Below are 24,078 nucleotides of genomic sequence, written 5' to 3'. Positions count from 1 at the left end.
CGGTCGGTAGTCGCCTGCGGCTGCCCGGCGGCTCAGCTCGGCGCGGGCGAGGGCGTTCTTGTGCACCTCGTCGGGACCGTCGGCGAAGCGCAGCGAGCGGATGCCGGCGTAGGCGCGGGCGAGCGGGAAGTCCTGGGACAGGCCACCGGCTCCATGGATCTGAATGGCCTTGTCGAGGATCCACTGGACCGTCCTGGGCGTGGCGATCTTGATGGCCTGGATCTCGGTGTGGGCGCCCTTGTTGCCGACGGTGTCCATCAGCCAGGCGGTCTTGAGGACGAGGAGGCGCAGCTGCTCGATCCGCACCCGGGATTCGGCGATCCAGTCGCGGATCACGCCCTGGCGGGCGAGCGGCTTGCCGAACGCCACCCGTTCCTCGGCGCGGGCGCACATCAGCTCGATCGCCCGCTCGGCGACGCCGATGAAGCGCATGCAGTGGTGGATCCGTCCCGGGCCGAGGCGGGCCTGGGCGATCGCGAATCCGTCGCCTTCCTGGCCGATGAGGTTCGCGGCCGGGACCCGTACGTCGTGGAAGACCATCTCGGCGTGGCCGCCGTGGTCGTGGTCGTCGTACCCGAAGACCTCCATGGCGCGCCTGATCTCGAGGCCGGGGGTGTCGCGGGGGACGAGGATCATCGACTGCCGTCGGTGCCGGTCGGCCTCGGGGTCGGTCCTGCCCATGACGACGAACACCTGGGCGTTGGGGTTCATCGCTCCGGTGATCCACCACTTGCGGCCGTTGATCACGTAGTCGTCGCCGTCGCGGACGATCGAGGTGGCGATGTTGGTGGCGTCGGAGGAGGCGACGTCGGGTTCGGTCATCGCGAAGGCGGAGCGGATCTCGCCGGCGAGGAGCGGCTCCAGCCACTCCTTGCGCTGCGCCTCGGTGCCGAACATGGACAGCACTTCCATGTTGCCGGTGTCCGGTGCCGCGCAGTTGAGGGCGGCGGGCGCGAGTTCCGGCGAGCGGCCGGTGATCTCGGCGAGGGGCGCGTACTGGAGGTTGGTGAGGCCGGCGCCCTCCTCGCCGGGGAGGAAGAGGTTCCAGAGGCCACGGCGGCGGGCCTCGGCCCGGAGTTCGCCGAGCACTGGGACCGAGTCCCACGCCCAGCGGTCGTCGAGAGCTCCGAGTTGCTGGTCGAACACGCGCTCGGCCGGGTGGATGTGACTCCACATCAGGTCGAGCAGGTTCTCGCGCAGCAGTTCGGTGCGGGGATCGAAGGCGAAGTGCATGATCAGTGTTCCTTGAGTGCGGCGAGTCCGGCGTCGAGCAGCGGGTGGATCGCCTCGCCGATACGGTCGAAGCCGGGCCCGACGGTCTGCCCGCTCAGGTGGCGGTAGTGGATGCCTTCGAGGATCGCGGCGAGCTTGAAGGCGGCGAGACCGAGGTGGAAGCCGATGGCGCCGAGGTCGCGTCCGCCGCGCGCTGCGTAACGGGCGACGATCTCGGACTCGTTCAGGAAGCCGGGCGCGTCGCCGGCGTCGGGGGCGACCTCCGGGCCGACCAGCCGGGCCAGCCGGGTGTAGAGCAGCATCAGCGCCAGGTCGGTGACCGGGTCGCCGACGGTGGCCATTTCCCAGTCGATGACGGCGCGCGGCCGGTCGTCTCCGTCGATCAGCACGTTGTCGAGCCGGAAGTCGCCGTGCACGATGCCGGGGCGGGCGGCCGCGTCCATCGCGGGTGCGCGTGCCTCCAGTTCGGTGTGGAGGGTGACGGCGGCCGGCAGGTCGCGGGAGTAGGAGGCGCCCATCTGCTTGCGCCAGCGTGCCACCTGGCGGGTGAGGAAGCCCTCGGGTCGGCCGAAGCCGCCGAGCCCGACCGCGTCCGCGTCGACCGTGTGCAGGTCGGCGAGGGTGTCCACGAGGGCGCCGGAGATCCGCCGCACCCGCGCGGGGCCGAGGGGGGCAAGGTCCGCAGCCGTGCGGTACGGCCGGCCCTCGACCGCCTCCATGACGTAGAACTCGGCCCCGAGGACGCCGGTGTCGAGACAGAGGCCGTGCAGCCGCGGTACCGGCACCGGTGTGTCGGCGAGCGCCGCCATCACCGCGTACTCGCGTCCCATGTCGTGGGCGGTGGCCAGCACGTGGCCCAGGGGCGGCCGGCGCAGGATCCATTGGGACTCGCCGTCGGTGAGACGGTACGTCAGATTGGACTTGCCGCCGGTGATCAGGGTGGCCGACAGTGTGCCGGACCGGGCCGTCGGCAGGGCCTCGGCGAACCATGGGCGGAGCCGGGCGAGGTCGAGCCCCGGAGTCGCGCCCGCCTCGTGCGCTCCCATCAGGCACCGCCCGCCGCTGCGAGACCACCGTCGACGACCAGGGTCCGACCCGTCATCCACGCCGCGTCCCCGGAGAGCAGGAACGCCACGACGCCGGCGATGTCGTCGGGGGTCCCGAGCCGTGCCAGCGGATACTCCGCCGCGACGGCGTCTTCCCGCCCCTCGTAGAGCGCGGCGGCGAACCTCGTCTTCACCACGGCCGGCGCGACCGCGTTGACCCGGACGCGCGGGCTCAGCTCGACAGCCAGCTCCTTGGTGAGATGCATCAGCATCGCCTTGCTGGCGCCGTACATTCCGATGCCGGGCTCCGGCCGGATGCCGCTGAGCGAGGCCACGTTGACGATCGCGCCGCCGTGTCCGGACATCCATGCCTTGTAGATCTTCTGGACCCAGGACAGCGCGGAGAGGACGTTGACCTCGACGACACTGCGGGCCACGTCGGGATCGAGCTCCATCAGCGGCCCGTACACCGGGTTGACGCCGGTGTTGTTGACCAGCAGGTCGGCGCTGCCGAAGGTGTCGACCGCCCGGGCGACGACCTCGTCCTGGTGGGCGGTGTCGGCGGCGTGACCGGCGATGCCGAGCGCGTGGTCGGGGCCGCCGAGCGAGGCGACGGCCGCGGCCAGGGCGTCCGGCCTGCGTCCGGTGATCACCACCTTCGCGCCCTCGGCGACCAGCCGCTCGGCGATCGCGAGCCCGATACCGCGGCTGGCGCCCGTGATGATCGCGGTCCGTCCCGCGCATCTCCCGGCCACGACGTCCCACCTGTGGGCCATGGGCTTCTCCGTTCGTTCGGCTCGCGTGCTGCTAAAAGTCGATGTCGATTCGACTTCGAGTTTATGAGGTGTTCAGGGCGTGTCAATACATGCCGAGCAGGAAGGTCCGGCCGTGAGGCTGATACGATCTCGAATCGTGTTCGATAACAATGCGACAAGCCGGACCCCGGCTCGCCCGGCGGCCCAGCGTCGCGGGCTGGAGCGGAGGAAGGCCATCCTCGACGCCGCCGAGGCGCTGCTCGCCGAGCAGGGCTACGAGGCCGCCACCTTGAAGGCGACCGGCGAGCGGGCCGGCATCCCGATCGCCTCGATGTACCACTACTTCGCCGACCGGTACGAGGTCGACGCCGAGCTCCTGCAGCGACACCTGGGCGAGCTGGACAGGCTCATCGGCGCCACACTGGCCGAACCCACGGCGCAGACGCTGCGCGAGGCCGTCGACGTCATGGTCGACCTGCTCCTCGACTATCTCCGCCGCCACCGCAGCTGCACGGAGCTGTGGTTCGCGGGACGTCACACCACGCTCGACGAGTTGGTGCGCGCCTTCGACGAGGCTCAGGCGGAACGGCTCTGGCGCCACCTCGTCGAGCAGCGCCTCGTGGCGGCCGACACGCCTCTGCTCGCCCTGCTCCTCGCCTTCGAGGTGGGCACCCGGCTCTTCGACATCGCGTTCCGGCGCGCGCCGGCCGGTGACGACGCCACGATCGAGGAAGCGCGCCGCCTGGTCACCGCGTACCTGGAGACCTACGCCTCCGAAGCCACGCGGTGACGACACCGGCGCGCGAGGGTGGCCGGCCGACGGCTAGCGCAGCGGGACGCCCCACCGCACCTGGTCGCGCAGGCGGTTCTTGAGGAGCTTTCCTCCGGCGTTGCGCGGCAGCGCCTCGGTGACGACCGTGGCGTACTGCGGAACCTTGAAGTCGGCGAGCCTGCCACGGCAGTGCGCGATCACCGCGGCGACGTCGATCTCCGGCCCGTCGGCGAAGAGGACGGCTCCGACCTTCTCGCCCATGACGTCGTCGGGCACGGCGAGGACGGCGGCGTCGGCGACTCCGGGCGCGGAGAGCAGTACCGCCTCGACCTCCACGCTGGAGATGTTCTCGCCGCCGCGGTTGATGATGTCCTTGATCCGGTCGACGATGTGGACGCGCCCGGCCTCGTCGACCCGGACGATGTCTCCCGTGTGCAGCCATCCTTCGGCGATCGCCTCCGCCGTGGCCTCGGGCCTGCGCCAGTAGCCGGTGGTCACGGTGACACCACGGACTACCAGTTCGCCCGTGTACGGATCGTCGCCGATCGGGGCGACGCCGAGCTCCACCGAAGGGACCGCGTAGCCGACGGAGTCCGCGTGTTCGGCGGCGTCCCGGTCCGGCAGGACGGTGATGAGCGACGCCGTCTCCGTCATGCCGTAGCCGTTGATCACCGTGGCCGCCGGGAAGGCCTCCTTCAGTGAGCGTACGAGCGACGGCGCGATCGGGGCGCCGCCGTACGCTAGCCAGCGGACCCCGGAGACGTCGGCACCGGCGAAGGCCGGGTGCCGCAGCAGCAGGGAGTACACCGCGGGCACGGTCACGAGGAAGGAGATCCGTTCCTCCGTCAACGCCGCCGTGAGCCGCGGCAGATCAAGGCTGGGCATGATCACCGATGTGCCGCCGAGACAGGCGGCGACGACGAACTGCGCGTTGCAGCCGGTGACATGGAACAGCGGCACCGAGATCAGGGTCCGCAGCTCAGGGCCGGCGCCCGGGGGGATGCCGAGGCAGCGGATCAGGTTCTCGGCGTTCGTCACGAACGCCTCGTGCGTGGTCGGCACGCCCTTGGGGCGCCCGGTCGTGCCCGAGGTGTAGAAGAGCGCGGCCACGTCGGCGGTGTCGAGATCCGTGGTGACGTACGGATCCCCGTCCGGTAGCGGTGAGCCGTCCGGCAGGTCGACCTTCACCCCCGCGTCGGCCAGGACGAACTCCACCTCCGGGGGCGCCGAACGGGTGTTGACCGCCACGGCGACGCCGCCGGCCAGGACGGTGCCCCAGAAGGCGAGGGCCCAGTCCGTGCCCGCCTGGTACCGCACCGCGACCCGGTCGCCGGCTGTCACGCCGCGGGCGCGCAGTCCCCCGGCCACGCGGCTTGCGCGCCGCCAGAGCTGCGCGTACGTGAGCCGGTCGCCGCCGAGTTCGACGACTGCTTCGGCGCCGGGGCGGATCTCGACGTGTGTACGGAGCACGTCGAGCAGGGTCGCGGGCGCGTCCGGGTACCTGGGGACACCGTTCACGTCCCTCACCAGGTCGTCCTGAGGGAAGGGGTTGCGCGTACGCGGTACTGGGGTGATGGGGCGGGGCATCTCGGCGGCTCCAGAGCGAGTGCGTGGCGGGCGGCGCACGCGGGGGTGATGGTGGTGACCAGGGCATCGCCGGTCCCGGACCTCCCACGTGCGCGGTCGCGGCGATGCCCTGGTCAGGGGTCGAGTCGGGAGCGTCCCTAGCGCACCGACTCGACGATCTCGTGGCGCGGTGTCCCCACGCGCTCCAGGGCGGTGTAGAAGGCCTCCGGCTCGGCCCAGTCCTCCGGGGCGAACGAACCGGCGCGCTTCCCGGCCTCGTCGAGCGCCAGGACCATGAACGCGGCGCAGGCGGTCCCGGTCAACGTGGCCATGCTGGCGCCGAGGTAGGTTCCCGGTCCGCTGACCGGGATGCGTCGGACGGCGACCGCCGGGCGCCCGCCGCGGGTGCCGGTGACGCGGGCGAGCAGGCCGCCGCGCCAGGTGTAGCGGCGGCGGAGTGCCGACGCCCCGAGGAACTTGAGCATCTCGCCCGCGCCGCTCTCGCCGCGACGCACCTGGCCGGCCATGCCGCGCAGCGCGTGACGCCAGCCGGTGAGGGTGCCGGGGCGGCTCTTCACGATCTCCATCATGAAGTCGACGGCCTCGTCGGAGGTCATGTCGCCGGACTGGATGGCCTGGCCGAGGCCCTTGACGAGGCCGTTGACCGGCGCGGGATCCATGCCGCCGAGGCAGCGGATGCGCTGTGCCTGGGGGTAGCGGCGGGGGAGGGTGACGGGCTCCGGGTGGGCCGTCTCGTACAGCAGGGTCTCGCCCAGGCTGCCGCCCATCGGCGCCGAACCGGTCTCCACGTACGACTCGTGGGTGACCGGCCCGCCGTTCTCCCACGTCAGACAGTCGCCGGCGGCGATGTGCATGAGGTGATGGATGACCGCCCGGCCGACGTTCGGCCGCTCGTCGCCGACCGTCCAGAACAGCTCGATGTCCTCGATGGCGTCCAGCTCGTTCGCGGCGTCCACGGCCATCACATTGCTCATGCCCGGTGAGGCGCCGCAGCCGATGTAGAGCGGAATGCCCGCCTCCTGGGCCTTGTCGGCGAGGCTCAGGGCGTGCAGGGTGCTCTCGACGTCGTCGTCGAAGTCGAGGTACGGCACCTTCAGCTCGATGCAGGCCGTGATCACCGGCTCTGAGGTGCGGATGTAGGGCCCGGCGCCCAGGACGACGAGGGCGGCGCCGTCGACCACCTCGAAGAGGGCGTCCCGGTCGTAGAGGTCGAGCCGCCTGACCTTGACCCGGCCGGCCGGCAGCTTCTTCACCAGCGGCCGCAGCAGCTCCGGCCGGATGTCGCACAGAGTGAGTTCGAAGTCGCCCCCCGCCCGTGCGAAGCGCTCGATGGCCACCTTGCACATCTCGCCCGCGGCGCCGATGAACACGACCTTCCGCGCGGTCATGCGACGACTCCGGCCTCGAGCACCGCAAAGTCAAAACAGTGGGTCATGGCCCGCTCCGTTCTGTTGCCGTCGCCGGGCGCGCGGCGACCTCCGTGTCGCGGACGGCCGGAAGGCCGAAGGCGCGAGATTCGATGTCGAATCGAGTTCGAGTTTAGCTGTCGGTCAAGTGCCGTCAAGGTCTTGTCCTCGATGAGGCCGACTCGATACCCGCGGCCCGGCGGGGGCGTGTGGGGCTACGGCAGGGCCTGCTCGGCCCAGATGGTCTTGCCCTCGCGGCCGTGCCGGGTGCCCCAGCGCTCGGCGAACTGGGCGACGAGCAGCAGGCCGCGGCCGCCCTCGTCGAAGGTCCGGGCGCGGCGCATGTGCGGCGCGGTGCTGTTGGCGTCGAACACTTCGCAGGTGAGGGCCGAGTCGAGGACGAGCCGCAGGTGGACGGGGGGCTTGCCGTAGCGGATCGCGTTGGTCACCAGTTCGCTGACGATGAGTTCCGTGGTGAAGGAGAGCTCGTCGAGACCCCACGCGCCCAGGGTGTCGGCGGCGAAGCGACGTGCTCCGGAGACCGCGGCGAAGTCGGACGGGAGGTCGAGCGTGGCGACGTGGCCGGGGTCGAGCGCGCGGGTGCGGGCGACCAGGAGGGCCACGTCGTCGGTGGGACGGGCCGGGAGCATCGTGGCCAGCAGCCGTTCGCAGACCTCGTCCGGCGAGGCCGAGGACCGTGACGCCCGTGCGAGGGTGTCGCCCAGGAGCGTCAGCGAGGCGTCGAGATCGCGCGTGCGGCTCTGGACGAGGCCGTCGGTGTACAGGGCCAGCAGGCTGCCCTCGGGCAGTTCCCACTGGGCGGTCTCGAACGGTAGGCCGCCGAGACCGAGCGGTGGGCCGATCGGTAGATCCAGGAGGCCGGCCGACGCCGCCTCCGTGTCCTGGGCTTCGGTCGTGTCGACTCCGGTCGTCCTGGCGTCGGTCGTCCCGGCGTCGGCGTCGGCGGACGTGGGGCCGGTCGTCCCGGCGTCGGCCGCCGGGGGCGCCACGGCCGGCGGTACGTGCCCGGCGCTGGCGAGGGAGCAGAGACGGGTCGCGGGGTCGTAGACCGCGTACAGGCAGGTGGCGCTGATCTCGCCGCCCTCGCCGGCCTCCTCCCTCTGGAGGCGGATGACGACGTCGTCGAGGTGGGTGAGCAATTCGTCCGGCATCAGGTCGATGTCGGCGAAGGCGCGGACGGCGGTGCGCAGGCGGCCCATGGTGGCGGCGGCGTGCAGTCCGCGGCCGACCACGTCCCCCACGACGAGGGCGACGCGGCCTCCGGACAGGGGGATCACGTCGTACCAGTCGCCGCCCACTCCGGCCCGTGACCCACTGGGGAGGTAGCGGGCGGCGGTCTCGACGGCGGACTGCTCCACCGGGCGCTGGGGCAGCAGGCTGCGCTGCAGGGCGAGTGCGGTGGTGCGCTCGTGGGTGTACCGGCGGGCGTTGTCGATGTACACCGCCGCTCTGGCGGTGATCTCCTGCGCCAGCAGAAGGTCGTCGTCGTCGAACGGCGCGGGGGTGCGATGACGGGCGAACTGGGCGAGGCCCAGAAGGGTTCCCCTCGCGTACAGGGGCAGCAGCAGCACCGAGTGGAAACCGAAACGGGGCGGGCCGGGCGGCGCGAGCCACGGCGGGGCGTCGGCGTCCGAGAGTCGCAGCAGGAGGGGGCGCCCGGAGGTCAGCACCTCCGTCGGCGCCGACTCCGGTGCGTGGACGTGCCGTCGGCCCGTGTCGACGGGGGAGTCGGGGCAGCCGTCCAGGACGGACCGCTGAGCCACGCGCCGCAGCACCGGCGTATCCGCCGGCGGGTGCCGCTCACCGTCCTGGAGGACGGAGTCGAGGAGATCGACGGTGACGAGGTCGGCGAAGCCGTCGGTGCCCACCTCCGCCAACTCCTCTGCGGTGCGCGGGATGTCGAGGGTGGTCCCGATCCGCCTGCTCGCCTCGTTGGTGAGCATGAGTCTGCGCTGGACCCGCCGGTCGCGTACCTCCTGATAGGCGGCGACCACCTGCTCCGAGTTGTGGTCGACGTACGCGAAACCCGCCTCGATCAGTCGGAGGGTCGCGGCGTTGACCAGTCGCTGGTCCTCGGTGAGCCGAATGGCCTCTTCCTGGACCAGCCGGAGCAGGTTGACGTGCCCGAGGCGGTAGGCGCGGAGCAGGGTGCTGAGCGGTACACCGCCTTCGGCGAATCCGCGGGCGAGTTCCAGGGAGGCCTGAGGCGCTTGAGCCTCGGTGATGTCGCGGCCCTGGTCCAGGGTGTCGAGGAAGGCGGTGACGTGGGTGGCCGTCTCGCTCAGCGCGTGCTGGGCGAGGTCCTCGTGCTGCCAGAGTTCGGGAAGCTCACCGCGCGTGCGCTCCATCAGGAGAGCGGCCCACTGGTCTGAGCGCGGTCTCAGTTCGTGCGCCAGGCTGCTGAGGAAGGCGGAGACGTCCTTCTCCATGAAGGAAACGTATCCAAGGACCAGGTCGCCCGCCTGTCCGGGCGGCAGGAGCCGCGCGGGCGGTAAGTCCGCCTGCGGTGGGCGCGTCGGTCGATCGGGGGCGGGCGGGGCTTCGCCAGGACCTTGACAGTTCGGCACTCCGCGACTCTAAACTCGAAGTCGATTCGAAATCGAATCTCGCTCTCGGCGCGCCACGCCGTCGGCGACACGAGGTCGCCGTGTGACTCGCGTCCGGCGACGGCGGAAGAACGGAGAGGGCCCTGGCCGGCCCCCACTCATGATTTCGACCACCTTCACCGAACTGTTCGAAGTGGACCACCCGATCGTCTGCGGCGGCATGACCGGCGTCGGCACCGCGGAACTCGTCTCCGCCGTGGCCGAGGCCGGCGCGCTCGGGTTTCTCACGGCGCTGACCCAGCCCACCCCGGAGGCGCTGGCGCGGGAGATCGCGCGATGCCGCGAGATGACCGACCGGCCCTTCGGCGTCAACCTGACCGTCCTGCCGACCCTCAGGCCGGTGCCCTACGCCGAGTACCGGGCGGCGATCATCGAGAGCGGCATACGGGTCGTGGAGACGGCGGGCAGCAACCCCGCCGAGCACGTGGCGGACTTCAAGGCCGCCGGTGTCAAGGTGATCCACAAGGCGGTGGCCGTCCGGCACGCCCTCAAGGCGCAGGGCCTCGGCGTCGACGCGGTCAGCATCGACGGCTTCGAGTGCGCCGGACACCCCGGTGAGGAGGACATCCCCGGCCTGGTGCTCATCCCCGCCGCCGTGCGACGCCTGGACATCCCGGTCATCGCCAGCGGCGGGATCGCGACCGGCAGCGGTCTGGCCGCCGCCCTCGCGCTCGGGGCCTGTGCCGTGAACATGGGCACCCGCTTCGTCGCCAGTGCCGAGGCCCCGGTGCACCAGAACGTCAAGGACCAGATCGTCGCCAACGACGAGCGGGCCACCCAGCTGGTGTTCCGGGAGTTCGGGAACACCGGGCGGGTCGCGCGCAACGCGATCTCCGAGGAGATCGTCGCCCGCTCGAAGCGCCCCGGCGCGGCCTTCGAGGACGTCGCCGCGCTGGCCTCCGGCGTCCGGGGCCGCACCCGCGTGCTCGAACAGGGCCACATGGACGACGGCCTGTGGTGGGCCGGCCAGGCGCAGGGGCTCATCGAGTCGGTCGCCACCTGCGAGGAGATCGTCAGCGGCATCGTGGCCGACGCCGAGAAGACCATCGGCCGGCTCGCCGACCTCCGCCGCTGAACCCTGCCCCCGCGTACGAAACCAGGAGCGACCCTCATGACCTGGACCACCCTCCACCACCGCGTCGACGACGGCGTCCTCACCGTCACCCTGGACCGGCCGGACCGCCTGAACGCCTTCACACCGACCATGGCGGGCGAACTGGAGCGGACCTTCACCGAGGTGAACGACAACGACGACGTGCGGGCCGTCGTCGTCACCGGCGCCGGCAAGGCGTTCTGTGCCGGCATGGACCTCGGCTCGGACGGCAACGCCTTCGGGCTCGACGAGTCCCGCACACCCACGCTCGCCGACATGAGCGACCTGAACAGTCCCGACATCAGCCGGGTCCGGGACACCGGAGGCCGGGTCACCCTGGCCGTCCACGCCTGCCGGAAGCCCGTGATCGCCGCGATCAACGGCCCCGCGGTCGGGATCGGCGCGACCATGACGCTCGCGATGGACGCGCGACTGATGTCGACGACCGCGCGCTTCGGCCTCGTCTTCGGCCGGCTCGGCATCACGCCGGAGGCCGCCTCGACCTGGTTCCTGCCCCGCCTCGTCGGCATGGCCAGGGCACTGGACCTGCTGTACTCCGCCGAGATCCTCGACGCGGAAGCCGCAGAGGCCATCGGCCTCGCGAACGGGGTCCACGACCCCGACCGCCTCCTGGTGGAGGCTCGCGCTCTGGCGGACCGCTGGACGCTGGGCCGCTCGCGCGTGGCGACCGCGCTGACCCGTCAGATGACCGTCCGCAACGCGAACCTGGAACGCCCGCAGGACGCACATCGGGTGGATTCCCTGGCGATGTTCTACTCCAGCGTCGGCGACGGAGCCGAGGGGGTGTCGGCCTTCCGCGAGAAGCGCGCCCCACGCTTCACACGGCCGGCTTCCGGCATGCCGCCGTTCTACGACGAGTGGATCGCCGCTGCCGAGAACGGCTGACGGTGCGGCGCCGACGCGTCGGCACACAGTGGGTCGAACCGTGACCCGGGCGACGCGAATCTCCGATCCCCGATCCCCAACCCGAATCTCGATTCAGCGGACCGCCCGGTCCCTGGCGAACACGGAGGTCACCATGACCGAGTCCGACACTGGGGCGAAGGCCCACGACATCGCGGTCATCGGCTGCGGCCTGATGGGCTCCGCCCTCGCGCGCACCCTCGCCAAGAGCGGCTACTCGGTCGCGGTGTGGAACCGTACCCCCGAGCGGGCCGAAGCACTCGCCCGCGAGGGCGTCGGCGGAATCGACGCCGTGCGGTCCGTCCAGGACGCCGTGGGCACCTCCCGGCTGGTCATCGCCTGTATGTCCACCTACGAGGCCACGCTCACGGCGCTCGACCCGGTCACCATCTGGGACGGGACGTCGCTGGTGAACGTCGCGAGCGGCGCACCGGACGAGGCCGCGCGCATGGCGGACTGGGCAGTGGAGCGCGGCGGCCGCTACCTCGACGGGTCCATCATCGGCTATCCCCAGGACATCGGCTCGGACGACACGATGATCCTCTTCTCCGGCTCGACCGACGCCTGGTCCGAGCACGAGCAGACGCTCAGGACCCTCGGTGGCGCGTCGCTCCACGTCTCCGAGCAGGTGAGCGCGGCCGGCCTGCTGGACGTCGGGATCGTCGGCGCGTTCTACGTCAGCGCGCTCGCCTCCTATGTGGAGGCGGCCACCTACGTGCTCGGCAAGGGCCTGGACCCCGAAGTGCTGCGGGCAGGCACCCTGGTGGCCCTCGCCGGCCTCCAGGACGCCACCGAGGAGACCATCGCGGCCATCCTCGGCGACGACCACGCGACGGATCGGGCGACCCTCGCCACCTACGCCGAAGGTGCCCGCGCCGGTCTGGCGGTCATGCGCGGTGCCGGCCAGCGGGCCGGGCTGCTCGCGGCGGCCGTCGAGAACCTGGAGCTGGCCGAGGAGGCCGGTCTCGGCGGACTCGGATTCTCCGCCCAGACCAAGGTCGTCGGCTCCGCAGGCGTGGTCGGGGAGGTGTGAGATGACTCCTTCGGACATCACGTACTCGACGTGTCCCGGCTGGGCGGAGCCGCCCAGCGATCCGACGCCGGCCCTGCAGGGCGGGATCCACTGCGACATCGCCGTCGTCGGCGGCGGGTACGCCGGCATGGCGGCGGCCCTGCGGCTGGCCGAGCGCGGTGTGGACGTCGTCCTGCTCGAGGCCGGGTACTGCGGCAGAGGGGCGAGTTCGCGCAACGCCGGTCAGCTGACGGCCGCGCCCGCGGGCGATCCCGAAATGCTGAGCGCGCTCTACCCGCGCCGATTTCCACGCCTCGTCCACCTGGCGGAGGGCGCCGTCCGCTTCACCGAGGAGCTGATGGGCCGGCTCGACACCGACTGCGAGTACCGGCCGACAGGCAACATCGGCGCCGCCGTGTCCAAGGGGCAGCTCCGGAAGGCGAAGCGGAAGACGCGGATCCTGAAGAAGGCAGGTGCGGACGCCGAGTTCGGAGACGCCCGCGACCTCGGTCTCCCCGATGCGTTCCTGGGCGGTGTCCACGAGCGCGCCGGCGGGCTGCTCAACCCCGGACGGTTCGCGTTCGGCATCCGCGGGGCGCTCCTTCGGTCCGGCGCCAGGGTGTTCGAAGGTACCCCCGTCCAGGCCGTGGACCACCAGGGCGCGCACGTCGTCGTCCGTACGGCGGGAGGGCACGTCCGTGCCGAGCGGGTCGTGCTCGCCACCAACGCCTACTCCCGAGCACTCGCGGCTGCGCCGAGCCGACTGGCGGCACCCGTCTTCGTCAGCCTCGTCGAGACCGAAACGATCGAGCCCGGACGCCTTGAGGCGACCGGCTGGACGAGCGGGGCCGGCATCGCCACCCAGCACAACCTGATGGAGAACTACCGTCCCACCCCGCGCGGCACGGTCATGTTCGGCGTGCGCCGGCTGCAGTTGGGGCGGGGAGCCGTGCGCGAGCGCGAGCCGGACACCGCGGTCGTGACGGACCTCGCCCGCGGCTTCCACGCCCGCTTCCCCTCCCTGCGGGACATCGCACCGCGACGGGCGTGGGGCGGTTGGGTCGCGCTGACGCCGTCGTGGCTCCCGGTGGCCGGAGAGGCCGCCAGGAACGTCCATTACGTGATCGGCTGCAACGGCCACGGCCTTGCCCAGGCGCCCTACCTCGGCACACTGCTCGCCGACCGGCTCGCCGGGGACGAGCTTCACGAGGACCTCGCCGCCGTATGGCGCGAACGGTCGAGTTTCCTGCCTTCCCCCGTCTTCAACGCCCCGGCACTCCGCGCGGTCTGGGCGGTCGACCGGCTGGCGGACCGCCTCAACGGCACCGGCCCCGCCGGACCAGGAAAGTGAGACCCACCATGAACGTCCACGCCCGCATCGAGGCCGTGTACGCGGAGGTTCGCCGGCGCAACCCGGGGGAGGCGGAGTTCCACCAGGCGGCGGCGGAAGTGCTGGACTCCCTCGCTCCCGCGCTCGACCGGCACCCCGAGTACGCGGAGACCGGGATCCTGGAGCGACTGTGCGAGCCCGAGCGGCAGCTGATCTTCCGGATCCCCTGGGTCGACGACGAGGGCGCCGTACGCGTCAACCGCGGCTTCCGGGTGGAGTTCAGTAGCGCCCTCGGCCCGTACAAGGGTGGCCTGCGCTTCCACCCGAGCGTGAACCTCGGCATCGTGAAGTTCCTCGGCTTCGAGCAGATCTTCAAGAACGCGCTGACGGGGATGGGGATCGGCGGCGGCAAGGGCGGCGCGGACTTCGACCCGAAGGGGCGCTCGGACGGCGAGATCATGCGCTTCTGTCAGTCCTTCATGACCGAACTCCACCGCCACGTGGGCGAGCACACCGACGTACCCGCCGGGGACATCGGCGTGGGCGGGCGAGAGATCGGCTACCTCTTCGGCCAGTACAAGCGGATCACCAACCGCTACGAAGCCGGTGTCCTCACGGGCAAGGCGGTCGGCTGGGGCGGCTCCCACGTCCGCACCGAGGCCACCGGCTACGGAGCGGTGTACTTCGCCCAGGAGATGCTCGCCACGCGCGGCCACGGCTTCGACGGCCGCCGGGTGGTGGTCTCCGGATCGGGGAACGTGGCCGTGTACGCGGCGGAGAAGGTCCGCGCGCTCGGCGGGCGCGTGGTGGCGTGCAGCGACTCCTCCGGGTACCTCGTCGACGAGGATGGCATCGACCTGCAACTGCTGAAGGACGTCAAGGAGGTGCGGCGCGCCCGGATCTCCGCCTACGCGGAGGCGAAGCCGACCGCGCGCTTCACTGCCCGCGGCACGGTCTACGACGTGCCCTGTGACATCGCCCTGCCCTGCGCGACGCAGAACGAGCTGGGCCGCGACGACGCCGTGGCCCTGGTCAAGAACGGGGTGCTCGCCGTCGCGGAGGGCGCGAACATGCCGTGCACCCCCGACGCGGTCGCGGTGTTCCGCGAGGCGGGGGTCCTCTTCGGACCGGGTAAGGCCGCCAACGCGGGCGGCGTGGCGACCTCGGCGCTCGAGATGCGGCAGAACGCGGCCCGCGACAGCTGGACCTTCGAGCAGACCGAGTCCCGGCTCGCCGAGGTCATGCGCGACGTCCACACCCAGTGCCGCGCCACCGCCGAGATGTACGGCGGCAACGCCGAGGACTACGTGCTCGGCGCCAACGTGGCGGGCTTCCTGCGGGTGGCGCGGGCGATGACGGCGCAGGGCGTCGTCTAGCGCCAGGCATGCGCCGACGCTCGAGGTCACTCCAACCTCGCCGTCACTCCACCCCTAGCCGTCACTCCCTCCCTCCTCCCTCCCCCTCACTCCTCGGAGGTTTCGTGCGCTCCCCTTCCGTCCCGGCTCCGGCCGGCCGGCACGTCCGGCGGACTTTCCTGACCGTCAACGCGGTGCCTCTCGGCGTCGGCATCGTGTTGTCCTGCTCCACGGCGCTCACCGGAGTCCAGGTGTACGGACGACTCACCCTCGGCGTCGTATGGGCCACGCTCCAACTGTGCGTCTTCCTCGGCAGCGTGTGGTGGTACGAGGCGGGGACGGCCGGCCGGTGACGACTTCGTTCCTCTTGAGCTCGGGCGTACTCGATCCGGTCGGCTCGGCCGCCCGGGGCCCCGTGATCAGCGCCTTCCTGATCTTCATCTGCCTGTGCCTGCTGTGGGTCTTCACCCTCGCGAGTCCGGACGAACGTCCGGACAGGCTCTACACCGCCGACCGCTCCCTCTCACCGGTCTTCAACGGTTTCGCCCTGGCGGGCGAGTACATCACCGTCGTCACCTTGTTCACGGCGTCGGGCGCCATCGCTCTCTTCGGCTACGACGGATTCGCGTCCGCCGTCGACAGCGTCATCGCGCTCGGCGTCCTGCTCCTGCTCGCCCGCAAGATCCGCGACAGCGGTCACTACACGCTCGGTGGTCTCTTCTCCCTGCGGGCGTCGGGCCAGGGGCCGCGCACCGCTGCGGCCGTGGTGACCCTCGTCATCGCGGTTCCGCTGCTTGTCGTCCAGCTGCGGGCCGCCGGGATCAGCGCGGCGCTGTTGATCGGCATGTCGAGCGACACCGCCCAGGTGGCCTGCACGATCCTGATGGGCTGCCTCGTCGCCTGCTTCGCCGCGGTGGCCGACCTGAGGGGCACCAGCTTCGTCCAGGTCGTCAAGGTGCCCGTCACGCTGGTGACGCTCGCGGTGGTCACCCTGCTCGCCCTGCGCGAGTTCTCGTGGAGCCCGGCCGATCTGTTCTCGGCCGCGGTGGAGCGGAGCGCGGCTCCGGACGGGTACCTCAGCCGGGGGCTCTGGGTGCACACGGCGGGCCTCGGTCCGCTGAACACGATCAGTGACCACATTGTCGTGATCCTGGGCATGGCGATGATGCCGCACCTGATCCTCCGTATTGCCGCCTCACGCGACGGCCAGTCCGCCCGCCGGTCCACGAGCATCGCCGTGGGGCTGACGGGGGCCTTCTACCTCCTTCTGATCACGACAGGGTTCGCGGCGGCGGCCGTGGTCGGCGGCGAGACGATCGGAGCGGTCGACGCGAACGGCCAGGCGGCCCCGATCCTGCTCGCCTCCGGCATCCTCGATCACGGCTCGACGGCACGGGTGGCCCTCATCACCGTCGTGGCCTGTGTCGCCTTCCTCGCCGTGCTGACGACCGTGACCAGCGTGACCTTCACCGCCGCGGTCTCCCTCACCCACGATGTCCTCGCCCGCACCAAGCGCCCCCTCACCGAGACGGGACAGGTGTGGACCCTTCGTACCGCCGTCGCCATCCTGTGCGTGGGCGGGGTGACGCTGTCGGCGTCCGTCCACCGCTATCCCGTCGAATTCCTGGTGGCCTTCTCGCTGGGAGTCGCGGCGACCTGCGTCTTCCCGGTACTCGTCTATTCCTTCTTCTGGCCGGCGTTCAACCACCGGGGACTGGTGTGGGCCGTGTACGGGGGACTGACGCTCTGCACCGTCCTCACCTTCTTCTCCCCGATCGTCTCCGGGACCGAGTACGCGCTGTGGCCGGACCTGGCCTTCGACTGGTACCCGTTCCACAGCCCCGGACTGGTCTCGGTCCCGGCCGCCTTCCTTCTCGGATGGCTCGGCACCAGGAAGTCGCCGGCGGAGGGCGGGCGCCGCTCGCCACGGGCGCGCGCGAAGGTTTGACGGGTGCTTCAGACCCGCTCCCACCATCCCAGGGCCAGGACGATGCCCTTCTTGGCAGAGCACCCGGGCCTATGCCCCCTGAGGGCGAAGAAGACCGAGGCGAGTGTGGCCGTTGCCGCCGTCATCCCGATGATGGCGACGCCGATCGTCCAGGAGATGAAGAACCCAAGGAGCAGGACGGGTACGAGCATGATCACCGTTCCGACGCCCGCTTCACGGAGAACCCGGTTCCAGCTCGCCTTCCGCCATGTCCGCGTTCTGTGGGAGTACCCCTCAAGGGGGACGTGTGAAGTGGTGCCACAGGCTTCAGTGCTCATCACGATCGCTCCCGACGGCGCGCTCTTGTCACTCGAGGACACCTCGATTGGATATCGAATCGACTTCGAGTTTAAGCTTTTCCGGCGAGGGACTGTCAAATCTGGAAGGGAGCCGTCGTGAACAGCGAGGATGACCGCACGGATCGGGTGACCGAGAGGTGGAAGGTGAGGGGCGTCGCATGGCGAGTCTTCTTCTACGTTCTCGGCGCGTACGCATTCCTGAACTTGGTGGGCCTGCTGAGCGCGCACGCACAGGAGTGACCGCGGGGGCGGACGAACCGCGGCGCCGCGCGTTGTCATCCCGGGTGGGAGGACTGGGATGCCGTAGCTTCTCCCCGGTCGGTAGCTGATCGTTCCAAGGAGATCGCCCGTGCAGGAACGTGCTCCTCGCCGCGCCGGGAACCGGTGGCTCTCCGAGCGGCGGCGGTCGGCGGTGAGTGCCGCGATCGCGGTCGCTACGGCGGGTCTCCTCGTGGGCGTCGACGGGAGCTGGACGAGGATGTCGGCTGCCGATGTGGGTGTGCTGGTGCTGGTGGCCTATCTGCTGCCATATCTCATGCTCACCTCGGTCGCCTTCTCGACCGCCTCCCCGGAGCGGGTACGCGGCTGGGCCCGGCGCTCCGAGCGCGGGACATTGCTCCAGCGGTACGTCCTCGGCACGGCGCCCGGGCCCGGGGTCTCCCTCTTCATTGCGGCCGGCGCGTTCGTCGTGGCGGTGGTGTGGTTCCCGGGGCACATCGACTCGGCGCTGTCCACGGTGGCCCGTGGGGTGGTGGCTCTCGTCCTGGTGGTGCTCGCCTGGATCTGTGTGGTCGTGGCATTCGCGGTGGCCTTCCACGCGGACGACCTCGTCGAGGACGAGCAGGCACTGGAGTTTCCCGGCAGCGAAGAACCCCTCTGGGGCGACTACGTGTACTTCGCCTTGTCGGTCATGACGACGTTCGGGACGACCGATGTCACGGTGCTGTCGCGGGAGATGCGCCGGACCGTGTCGGCCAATTCCGTCATCGCGTTCGTCTTCAACACGATCACGGTGGCCAGCGTCGTCTCCGCCCTGAACACGACCGCGTGATGCGCCTGACGGCGCTCACCGAGCGGGAGGACCCGGCGGTGGCACCACCTCTTCGGGGCGTGGGTGCCGGGCGAACCAGCGTGCGACCGGTTCGGCGGTCACCCCGTGGAGGAGCACGCTGAGGAGGACCGTCGCGGCGGTCACGTTCACCACGAAGTCCGAGTCGTCCCTCGGAAGCTGCGTGTAGGCGAGGACCGCGAAGACGATCGAGGTGACACCGCGTGGCCCGAGCCAGCCGATCGCGGCACGCTCGGCACGGGTGAAGTCGGTGCCGGTGAGCGACGCGACCACCGGGACGAACCGAGCCACCGTCAGGACGAGCAGCGCGTAGGCGAGGACCTGGAGCGCGATCCCGTCGGCGAACGCCTCCGCGGCCAGCGCGCCGAACGCGTACCAGGCCGCCAGAGCCAGTAGGTGGCTGACGTCCTCCACCAGGTCTAGGGAGCCTCCGCCGAGCGCGGAGACGGTGTTCGCGTACCAGAGGCCCGCCACGAAGGCCGCGACGAAGCCGTTGCCCTCGAGGAGGACGGACGCCGCGTACGTGATGAAGGGGAGGGCGAGACCCGCCATGCGCAGGCTCGCCGGCTTGGCCCAGCCGGACCGCAGCGCACGGCGCACCGCCTGGGAGGCCAGGTACCCGACGACGCTGCCGACGACGACGGCGTACACCGCGCCCTTGAGGGCATTGAGGAGGAGGTCGCCGAAGGTCTCGCCCTCGGCGGAGACCAGGTTGGCGACGCAGAAGACGAAGAGCGGGGAGATCAGACCGTCGTTGAAGCCGCCCTCGATGTTGAGCGCGGCCCGCACCCGCAGGGGCACGCGCTGGTCGCGCAGGATCATCAGGACCGGGGCGAGGTCCATGGGCATGACGACGAGCGCCGCGACCGCGAGCAGCCACCAGCTTGTTCCTGGGAAGACCAGGGCGCCCGCCAGCGTGGCGAGCACGAGGGAGGCCAGCAGGGCGATTCCCAGGAGCCGTCCCTCACCGACCGGTCCGCGCAGCCGAACGTACTCCCGCGTCTCGGTGGCGTCCGTGAACAGCATGACCGCAAGGACGAGTTCGATGGCTCGCTGGAAAGTGTGGGTGTCCATGTCGATCGGTACGACGGGGTCGTCGAGGCCGCTGAGGAGGATACCGGCCGCGGCGAAGGTGATCGGGGCGGTGATGCTCCACCGCGCCAGCCGGTCGGACACGACTGTCCAAAGGAACAGCAGGGACAGCAGAACGAGGAGAGCGATCAAGGCGACTCGCAGGGACGAGAGCGGGGACGGGGAACAACCGAAGCCGACGGTCACATCCTCGCCTGTGAGGGGGTGGCCATCGGCTTCGGACACTCCGAGTGCGGCATCCGCCCTGCCGATGGCGCGGAGCCGGTCGTCACCGTTGATCAGTACGGCGCGGCGTGAGGGGTTGACCGGGATGCCGACAGACCAGAGGAGGCGCAGTGTGTGGTGTACCGACGTGGCGGGAGCATGGGAGGTCAAGGATGACAAGCCCCGGCGGGGGTGCGGGGGCAAGACTGCTGGCGCGGCTGGCCGTGCTCGCGGCGGTCGGTTCCCTGGTCGTGCTGGTCCTCTCGGTGGGGGAGGGCGGCCTTGAAGTCCTTGGGGCCGGCCTGCTCGGGCTGGTCCTCGGCGCGGCGGGTGTGTGGTGGTTCCTCGCCCACCGGGGTCTGCCGCGCCTGATCGGAGCGGTCGTCGCGCTTGCGGCGCCGGTCGGGGTCCTGGTGCTCTACTCGTACGACGGCCTGTGGCGTACGGCCCTGGTGTTGATCCTGTGCTGGGGCGCGGCGCTGGCCTGCGCCCGGGCCGCCCTGCGCAGGGCGCAGCCCGAACGGCTCAAGCGACCGGTCGTCGCGCGTCGGCCGAAGCGACCGTTCCTCATCATGAACCCGAAGTCGGGCGGCGGGAAGGTCGGCCGCTTCGGCCTCGTCGACCGGGCGGAGGCACTGGGCGCCCGGGTGACGGTGCTCGACCCCGCGGCCCCGGCCGACGTGGCCGCGCTGGCCCGCGAAGCGGTGGCCGACGGCGCCGACCTGCTCGGCGTAGCCGGCGGCGACGGCACCCAGGCGCTGGTGGCGGCTGTTGCTGCCGAGCACGGTCTGCCGTTCCTCGTCATCTCGGCCGGCACTCGCAACCACTTCGCCATGGACCTCGGCCTCGACCGGTCCGACCCGACGCGCTGCCTCGACGCGCTGACTTACGGCGAGGAGCTCCGGATCGACCTCGGCGACGTCGGTGGGCGGCCCTTCGTCAACACCGTGTCCTTCGGGGTGTACGCCGACGTCGTGCAGCGCCCCGAGTACCGCGACGACAAGGCGGGCACGGCTTTGGCGCTCATGCCGGACCTGCTCGTCGGCGACGGTGTGCGACGGCTCGACGCGCGGATCGACGGCACAGCGCTCTCCGCCCAGCAGGCACTGTTGGTCAGCAACAACGCGTACGAGTCACCCGACGAGCTGAGCAGCGGCGCTCGCCGGCCCAGCCTCCACGACGGCGAGCTGGGCGTCCTGGCGATCCGGGTGGAGGGGGCGGCGGAGGCCGCGGACCTGGCCGTGCGGGGTTCCGACTCGCCCGCTCTGACGGTCCTGACGGCGCGGCGAGTCGAGGTTACCTCCGGCGCGGTGGACATCCCGGTGGCGGTGGACGGTGAGGCGTTGCGGATGGCGACCCCCGTCGTGTGCTCCCTGCGGCCGGGTGTGCTGCGGGTCCTCGTGCCGCGTGACCGGCCTGGCGTCCCTGCGGCCTCGCCACGGGTGGACTGGCGGAAAGTCATCGACCTTGCCTTCGGTCGACCCTGACGCGATCTCAATCCGTGTTCGAAATGAATGGCAAGTCGGGTGCAGACCCGCCCGGCGGTGGAGAGGCGCTGAGGGTCAAGGGGTCGCAGGTCCAAATTCTGTCGTCCCGACTCGAAACAGTCGCAGATCAGGGCCGCCGGCGCCGGGCGAACCAGCTGAGCCCGGTGTTCCGGAGGTCAGGACTGTCGCCGGCGGGCGGCGAGCCATTCTGTGCGCAGTGTGGACGGGCGGCGCAGTGTCGACAGCCTCCGGGTCAGATGGTCGGCGCCCTTTGCGTAGGCGATGCCGAAGACGAGGGCGGAGATCACGGACAGTGGTTCGGAGACGTCGTCCAGGATCGGGAAGATCTGCCAGTGCGTCAGGTAGATGGAGAGCGAACTGGCGGCGAGGAGTCCCGCTACCTGGTTCACGCGGCGGTGGCTCGGGAGGGCGGGGAACCACACCAGGAGGGCGAAGCCGATGAGGACGAATGCCTCCCGCCGGGGTTCGCCGGGGAAGAAGCCGGGGACGCTGGCGAGCGCGGCGAGGGTGATGAGCAGTCTCTGGGGCGTCGTGCGGGCCTTCGCGGCGGCCCAGCCGAGGGCGAACAGCCAGAAGACGGTGACCGCGTCGGTGATCCGGGCGCGCTCGGGGAGACCGACCAGCTCGTAGCGGGTGAGCAGGCCCAGTGCGACGAGGGTGAGGGGAAGGCCGTACGGGAAGCGTCGTTCCGCCCGGTCGACGGCGGGCAGAGCAAGCAGCGCGAGGACCGCGAGCAGCATGTACACGAGTGCTTCCACGAACCACAGGTGGATGCGCGGCCCCGTGTCCTGCGGCCAGAGGGCGTTGTGCACCAGGAGGAGGTTGCTCAGGTCGTAGTAGCTGCCGATCAGGATCGCGAACGCGGTCCAGACCACGCACGGCACCGCGATGCGGGCGATGCTCCGTCCCGTGCGGCGGACGCGATCGCGTCGCTCGGCGGAAGTGAGCAGGAAGCGGGCGAAGTTGAAACCGGCCACCGCGAGCAGGAGATGGGCGCCGCCCCGGATCTCGAAGAGGCTGACGTGCGAGCCGACGATGCACACGATCGCCACGGCGCGCAGGGCGACGCTGGTCTCCAGGGACCTTGCTCGGCCCCGGTTCTTCCGTTCGGGGGCCTGCAGCCGGCTGATCGGTGTCGTGTGCCAGCTCGTGGGCAGATGACCGAGGCGCTCTTCGAGGTGAAGTGACATCTCGACGTAGGACAGGGAGTCGCCGCCGAGTCCCACGAACGTGCTGTCGGGTGTCACATCCGTACGGTCCAGGATGCGGGCGTAGAGAGCGCACAGGTCGTCGGCTCCCGCGCCACCGGGCGGGACTTCGGTCTCGCCCGGTCGCCCCAGGGCGCGGACCGCCTGGTAGTCGGGCTTGCCCGAGGGCAGGCGGGGGAGTGCCGGCAGGAGGTGGACGTGTATCGCGCGAGTCGGGAGGCCGAACTCCTCCGCGACGCGTCTTCGGATCCGCCGCTCGTCCCACCCCGCCTCGCGCACGACCGCCAGGGTGAGCCCCCGGTCGTCCCCCGCACACAGTGCGCTGAGGCCGTGCCGCTCGTCGAGCGTCGCCGCGACCTGGTCGGGGTCGATCCGCAGGCCGAGGATCTTCAGGAACCGGCTGCGGCGGCCGACGATCTCGTACAGACCCTCGCCGTTGCGCCGGGCCAGGTCGCCGGTGCGCAGGGTGTCGACGGTGCGGCCGAGGGCCAGGTCGGCCGGGGTATGGGCGTAGCCCAGCATGACGTTCGGGCCGGAGTAGACGAGTTCGCCGATGTCGTCCTCGGGCCCGGAGATCTCGTCGACGGCTTCGAGGGAGAACGAACCGCCGGGAACCGGAATGCCGATCGCTGTCGGATACGCGGTCGCGAGCTCCGGCGGCAGGTAGGCCATGCGTGCGGTCGCCTCGGTCTGGCCGTACATGACGAAGAGATCCCAGCCGCTTCGCTGCCCCAACTCGGCGTAATGGGAGACCCGCTCGGGAGCGAGACGGCCGCCTGCCTGGGTGACGTACCGCAGGTGCGGCAGATCCATCTCGGCGAAGCCGACCCTGTCGAGGAGGTCGAACGTGTACGGCACTCCGGCCAGTGCGGTGCCGCGGGCGGTGCGGAAGAGGTCCCAGAAGCAGGCATCGGCGACCGAGAGTTCGGTCAGGACGAGGCCGGCGCCGCGCAGCAGGTGGCTGTGGATGACGGACAGGCCGTAGCAGTAGTGCATCGGCAGGGTGGTGACCGCCCGGTCGGTGTCACGGATGCCGAGGTACGTGGCGATCGACTCGGCGTTCGCCTGAAGGTTGTCGTAGGAGAGCCGGACGAGCTTGGGGGAGCCGGTCGAGCCCGAGGTGCTGAGGAGGAGGGCGAGGTCGGGGTGGAAGTGGTGGGCGGAGCCCGTCCGGCGCTCCTCGATCCGCCACTCATCGGCGCCCGGGTGGACGACGATGTCGGGATCGTACGCGGCGGTCAGCGCTGCCACGGACTTCGGATGGTCGCCGGGTACCAGCAGCACCGGGTGGCCCGAGGCGAGCGCGGCCAGGTGAACGACGAGCGCGCCGACCGTGTTGGCGCCGGGCAGCAGTACGAGGCGGCGTCCCGGGCCGAGCTTCCGGGCGGTGTCGGCAACCCGCCGGGCCAGCTCGCCGTAGGAGATCGCGCCCTCGGCGGTGACCAGGGCGGTGTGGTCACCGTGCAGCGCGAGGCCGTCGGCGAGGGGGAGGGTATGGCCACCGGCGGGCGGGGCGGGGAGGAGCGTCACGGGCGCATCGTAGGTAAGGCTTTCCTAAGCGAGAAGGGGGG

General features: G+C 71.0%; 19 protein-coding genes and 1 pseudogene. 12 read left to right on the top strand and 8 right to left on the bottom strand.

Annotation, left to right across the window (positions count from 1 at the left end; genetic code table 11):
* Window positions 1-27: 27 nt before the first annotated feature.
* The 3 genes and pseudogenes from ACWCO8_RS07165 to ACWCO8_RS07155 form a co-directional block, all read right to left on the bottom strand.
* A pseudogene (locus tag ACWCO8_RS07165) lies at window positions 28-1,233 on the bottom strand (acyl-CoA dehydrogenase family protein); the annotation flags it as partial.
* A 2-nt stretch (window positions 1,234-1,235) separates the two neighbouring features.
* Window positions 1,236-2,279, bottom strand: coding sequence for a phosphotransferase family protein (locus tag ACWCO8_RS07160; protein WP_451031343.1), 1,044 nt, complete (start codon window positions 2,277-2,279; stop codon window positions 1,236-1,238).
* Window positions 2,279-3,055, bottom strand: a complete 777-nt coding sequence (locus ACWCO8_RS07155) for an SDR family oxidoreductase (RefSeq protein WP_451031342.1) — start codon at window positions 3,053-3,055, stop codon at window positions 2,279-2,281. The genes ACWCO8_RS07160 and ACWCO8_RS07155 overlap by 1 nt, the downstream gene beginning before the upstream one ends.
* Before the next feature lie 136 nt (window positions 3,056-3,191).
* Here ACWCO8_RS07155 and ACWCO8_RS07150 point away from each other — a divergent pair, with 136 nt between their 5' ends.
* Window positions 3,192-3,824 carry a TetR/AcrR family transcriptional regulator gene (locus tag ACWCO8_RS07150; protein ID WP_451031341.1) on the top strand — a complete coding sequence of 211 codons (633 nt, stop codon included), beginning with the start codon at window positions 3,192-3,194 and terminating at the stop codon, window positions 3,822-3,824.
* Window positions 3,825-3,857: 33 nt separating this feature from the next.
* On the opposite strand, the gene ACWCO8_RS07145 is transcribed toward ACWCO8_RS07150, so the two are convergent.
* The 3 genes from ACWCO8_RS07145 to ACWCO8_RS07135 all read right to left on the bottom strand — a co-directional run bounded on the left by ACWCO8_RS07145 (window position 3,858) and on the right by ACWCO8_RS07135 (window position 9,249).
* Window positions 3,858-5,333, bottom strand: a complete 1,476-nt coding sequence (locus tag ACWCO8_RS07145; protein ID WP_451031340.1) for a class I adenylate-forming enzyme family protein — start codon at window positions 5,331-5,333, stop codon at window positions 3,858-3,860.
* A gap of 197 nt (window positions 5,334-5,530) precedes the next feature.
* The gene (locus ACWCO8_RS07140; RefSeq protein WP_451031339.1) at window positions 5,531-6,781 is read right to left on the bottom strand and encodes a saccharopine dehydrogenase family protein; all 1,251 of its coding nucleotides are present in this window, start codon (window positions 6,779-6,781) and stop codon (window positions 5,531-5,533) included.
* A 233-nt stretch (window positions 6,782-7,014) separates the two neighbouring features.
* Window positions 7,015-9,249, bottom strand: coding sequence for an ATP-binding SpoIIE family protein phosphatase (locus tag ACWCO8_RS07135; RefSeq protein WP_451031338.1), 2,235 nt, complete (start codon window positions 9,247-9,249; stop codon window positions 7,015-7,017).
* 277 nt (window positions 9,250-9,526) lie between these two features.
* On the opposite strand from ACWCO8_RS07135, the gene ACWCO8_RS07130 reads away from it, so the two are divergent.
* The 10 genes from ACWCO8_RS07130 (at window position 9,527) to ACWCO8_RS07085 (ending at window position 18,477) form a co-directional block, all read left to right on the top strand.
* The gene (locus tag ACWCO8_RS07130; protein WP_451031337.1) at window positions 9,527-10,501 is read left to right on the top strand and encodes an NAD(P)H-dependent flavin oxidoreductase; all 975 of its coding nucleotides are present in this window, start codon (window positions 9,527-9,529) and stop codon (window positions 10,499-10,501) included.
* A gap of 36 nt (window positions 10,502-10,537) precedes the next feature.
* Window positions 10,538-11,425: a crotonase/enoyl-CoA hydratase family protein gene (locus tag ACWCO8_RS07125; protein ID WP_451031336.1), complete on the top strand. Its 888-nt coding sequence runs from the start codon at window positions 10,538-10,540 to the stop codon at window positions 11,423-11,425.
* Window positions 11,426-11,558: 133 nt separating this feature from the next.
* Complete coding sequence (locus tag ACWCO8_RS07120) at window positions 11,559-12,476, top strand: NAD(P)-dependent oxidoreductase (protein ID WP_451031335.1); 918 nt, start codon at window positions 11,559-11,561, stop codon at window positions 12,474-12,476.
* Between the two features lies 1 nt (window position 12,477).
* Entirely contained in the window at window positions 12,478-13,806 is a 1,329-nt protein-coding gene (locus ACWCO8_RS07115) for an NAD(P)/FAD-dependent oxidoreductase (protein ID WP_451031334.1), read from the top strand.
* Window positions 13,807-13,814: 8 nt separating this feature from the next.
* Window positions 13,815-15,161: an NADP-specific glutamate dehydrogenase gene (gene gdhA / locus ACWCO8_RS07110; protein WP_451031333.1), complete on the top strand. Its 1,347-nt coding sequence runs from the start codon at window positions 13,815-13,817 to the stop codon at window positions 15,159-15,161.
* A 104-nt stretch (window positions 15,162-15,265) separates the two neighbouring features.
* Window positions 15,266-15,493 (top strand): hypothetical protein, encoded by a 228-nt coding sequence (locus ACWCO8_RS07105; protein WP_451031332.1) that lies wholly within the window; start codon window positions 15,266-15,268, stop codon window positions 15,491-15,493.
* Entirely contained in the window at window positions 15,490-17,088 is a 1,599-nt protein-coding gene (locus ACWCO8_RS07100) for a sodium:solute symporter family transporter (RefSeq protein WP_451031331.1), read from the top strand. Before ACWCO8_RS07105 ends, ACWCO8_RS07100 begins: the two co-directional genes overlap by 4 nt.
* A gap of 51 nt (window positions 17,089-17,139) precedes the next feature.
* On the top strand, window positions 17,140-17,526 hold the full coding sequence (locus ACWCO8_RS07095) for a hypothetical protein (protein ID WP_451031330.1): 387 nt from the start codon (window positions 17,140-17,142) through the stop codon (window positions 17,524-17,526).
* A complete protein-coding gene (locus ACWCO8_RS07090) occupies window positions 17,523-17,666 on the top strand; it encodes a hypothetical protein (RefSeq protein ID WP_451031329.1) in 144 nt (47 codons plus the stop codon). The genes ACWCO8_RS07095 and ACWCO8_RS07090 overlap by 4 nt, the downstream gene beginning before the upstream one ends.
* Window positions 17,667-17,775: 109 nt before the next feature.
* Entirely contained in the window at window positions 17,776-18,477 is a 702-nt protein-coding gene (locus ACWCO8_RS07085) for a DUF1345 domain-containing protein (RefSeq protein WP_451031328.1), read from the top strand.
* 15 nt (window positions 18,478-18,492) lie between these two features.
* Here ACWCO8_RS07085 and ACWCO8_RS07080 read toward each other — a convergent pair whose 3' ends face one another.
* Window positions 18,493-19,773 carry a cation:proton antiporter domain-containing protein gene (locus ACWCO8_RS07080; protein WP_451031444.1) on the bottom strand — a complete coding sequence of 427 codons (1,281 nt, stop codon included), beginning with the start codon at window positions 19,771-19,773 and terminating at the stop codon, window positions 18,493-18,495.
* A gap of 191 nt (window positions 19,774-19,964) precedes the next feature.
* On the opposite strand from ACWCO8_RS07080, the gene ACWCO8_RS07075 reads away from it, so the two are divergent.
* A complete protein-coding gene (locus ACWCO8_RS07075; protein ID WP_451031327.1) occupies window positions 19,965-21,278 on the top strand; it encodes a diacylglycerol/lipid kinase family protein in 1,314 nt (437 codons plus the stop codon).
* Window positions 21,279-21,454: 176 nt separating this feature from the next.
* Here ACWCO8_RS07075 and ACWCO8_RS07070 read toward each other — a convergent pair whose 3' ends face one another.
* Window positions 21,455-24,037, bottom strand: coding sequence for an AMP-binding protein (locus ACWCO8_RS07070; RefSeq protein WP_451031326.1), 2,583 nt, complete (start codon window positions 24,035-24,037; stop codon window positions 21,455-21,457).
* Window positions 24,038-24,078: the final 41 nt, after the last annotated feature.

This window comes from Streptomyces sp. NPDC001927, assembly GCF_053594455.1.
The sequence above is the reverse complement of the archived record's forward strand: the minus strand, read 5'-3'. Positions and strand labels throughout refer to the sequence as shown.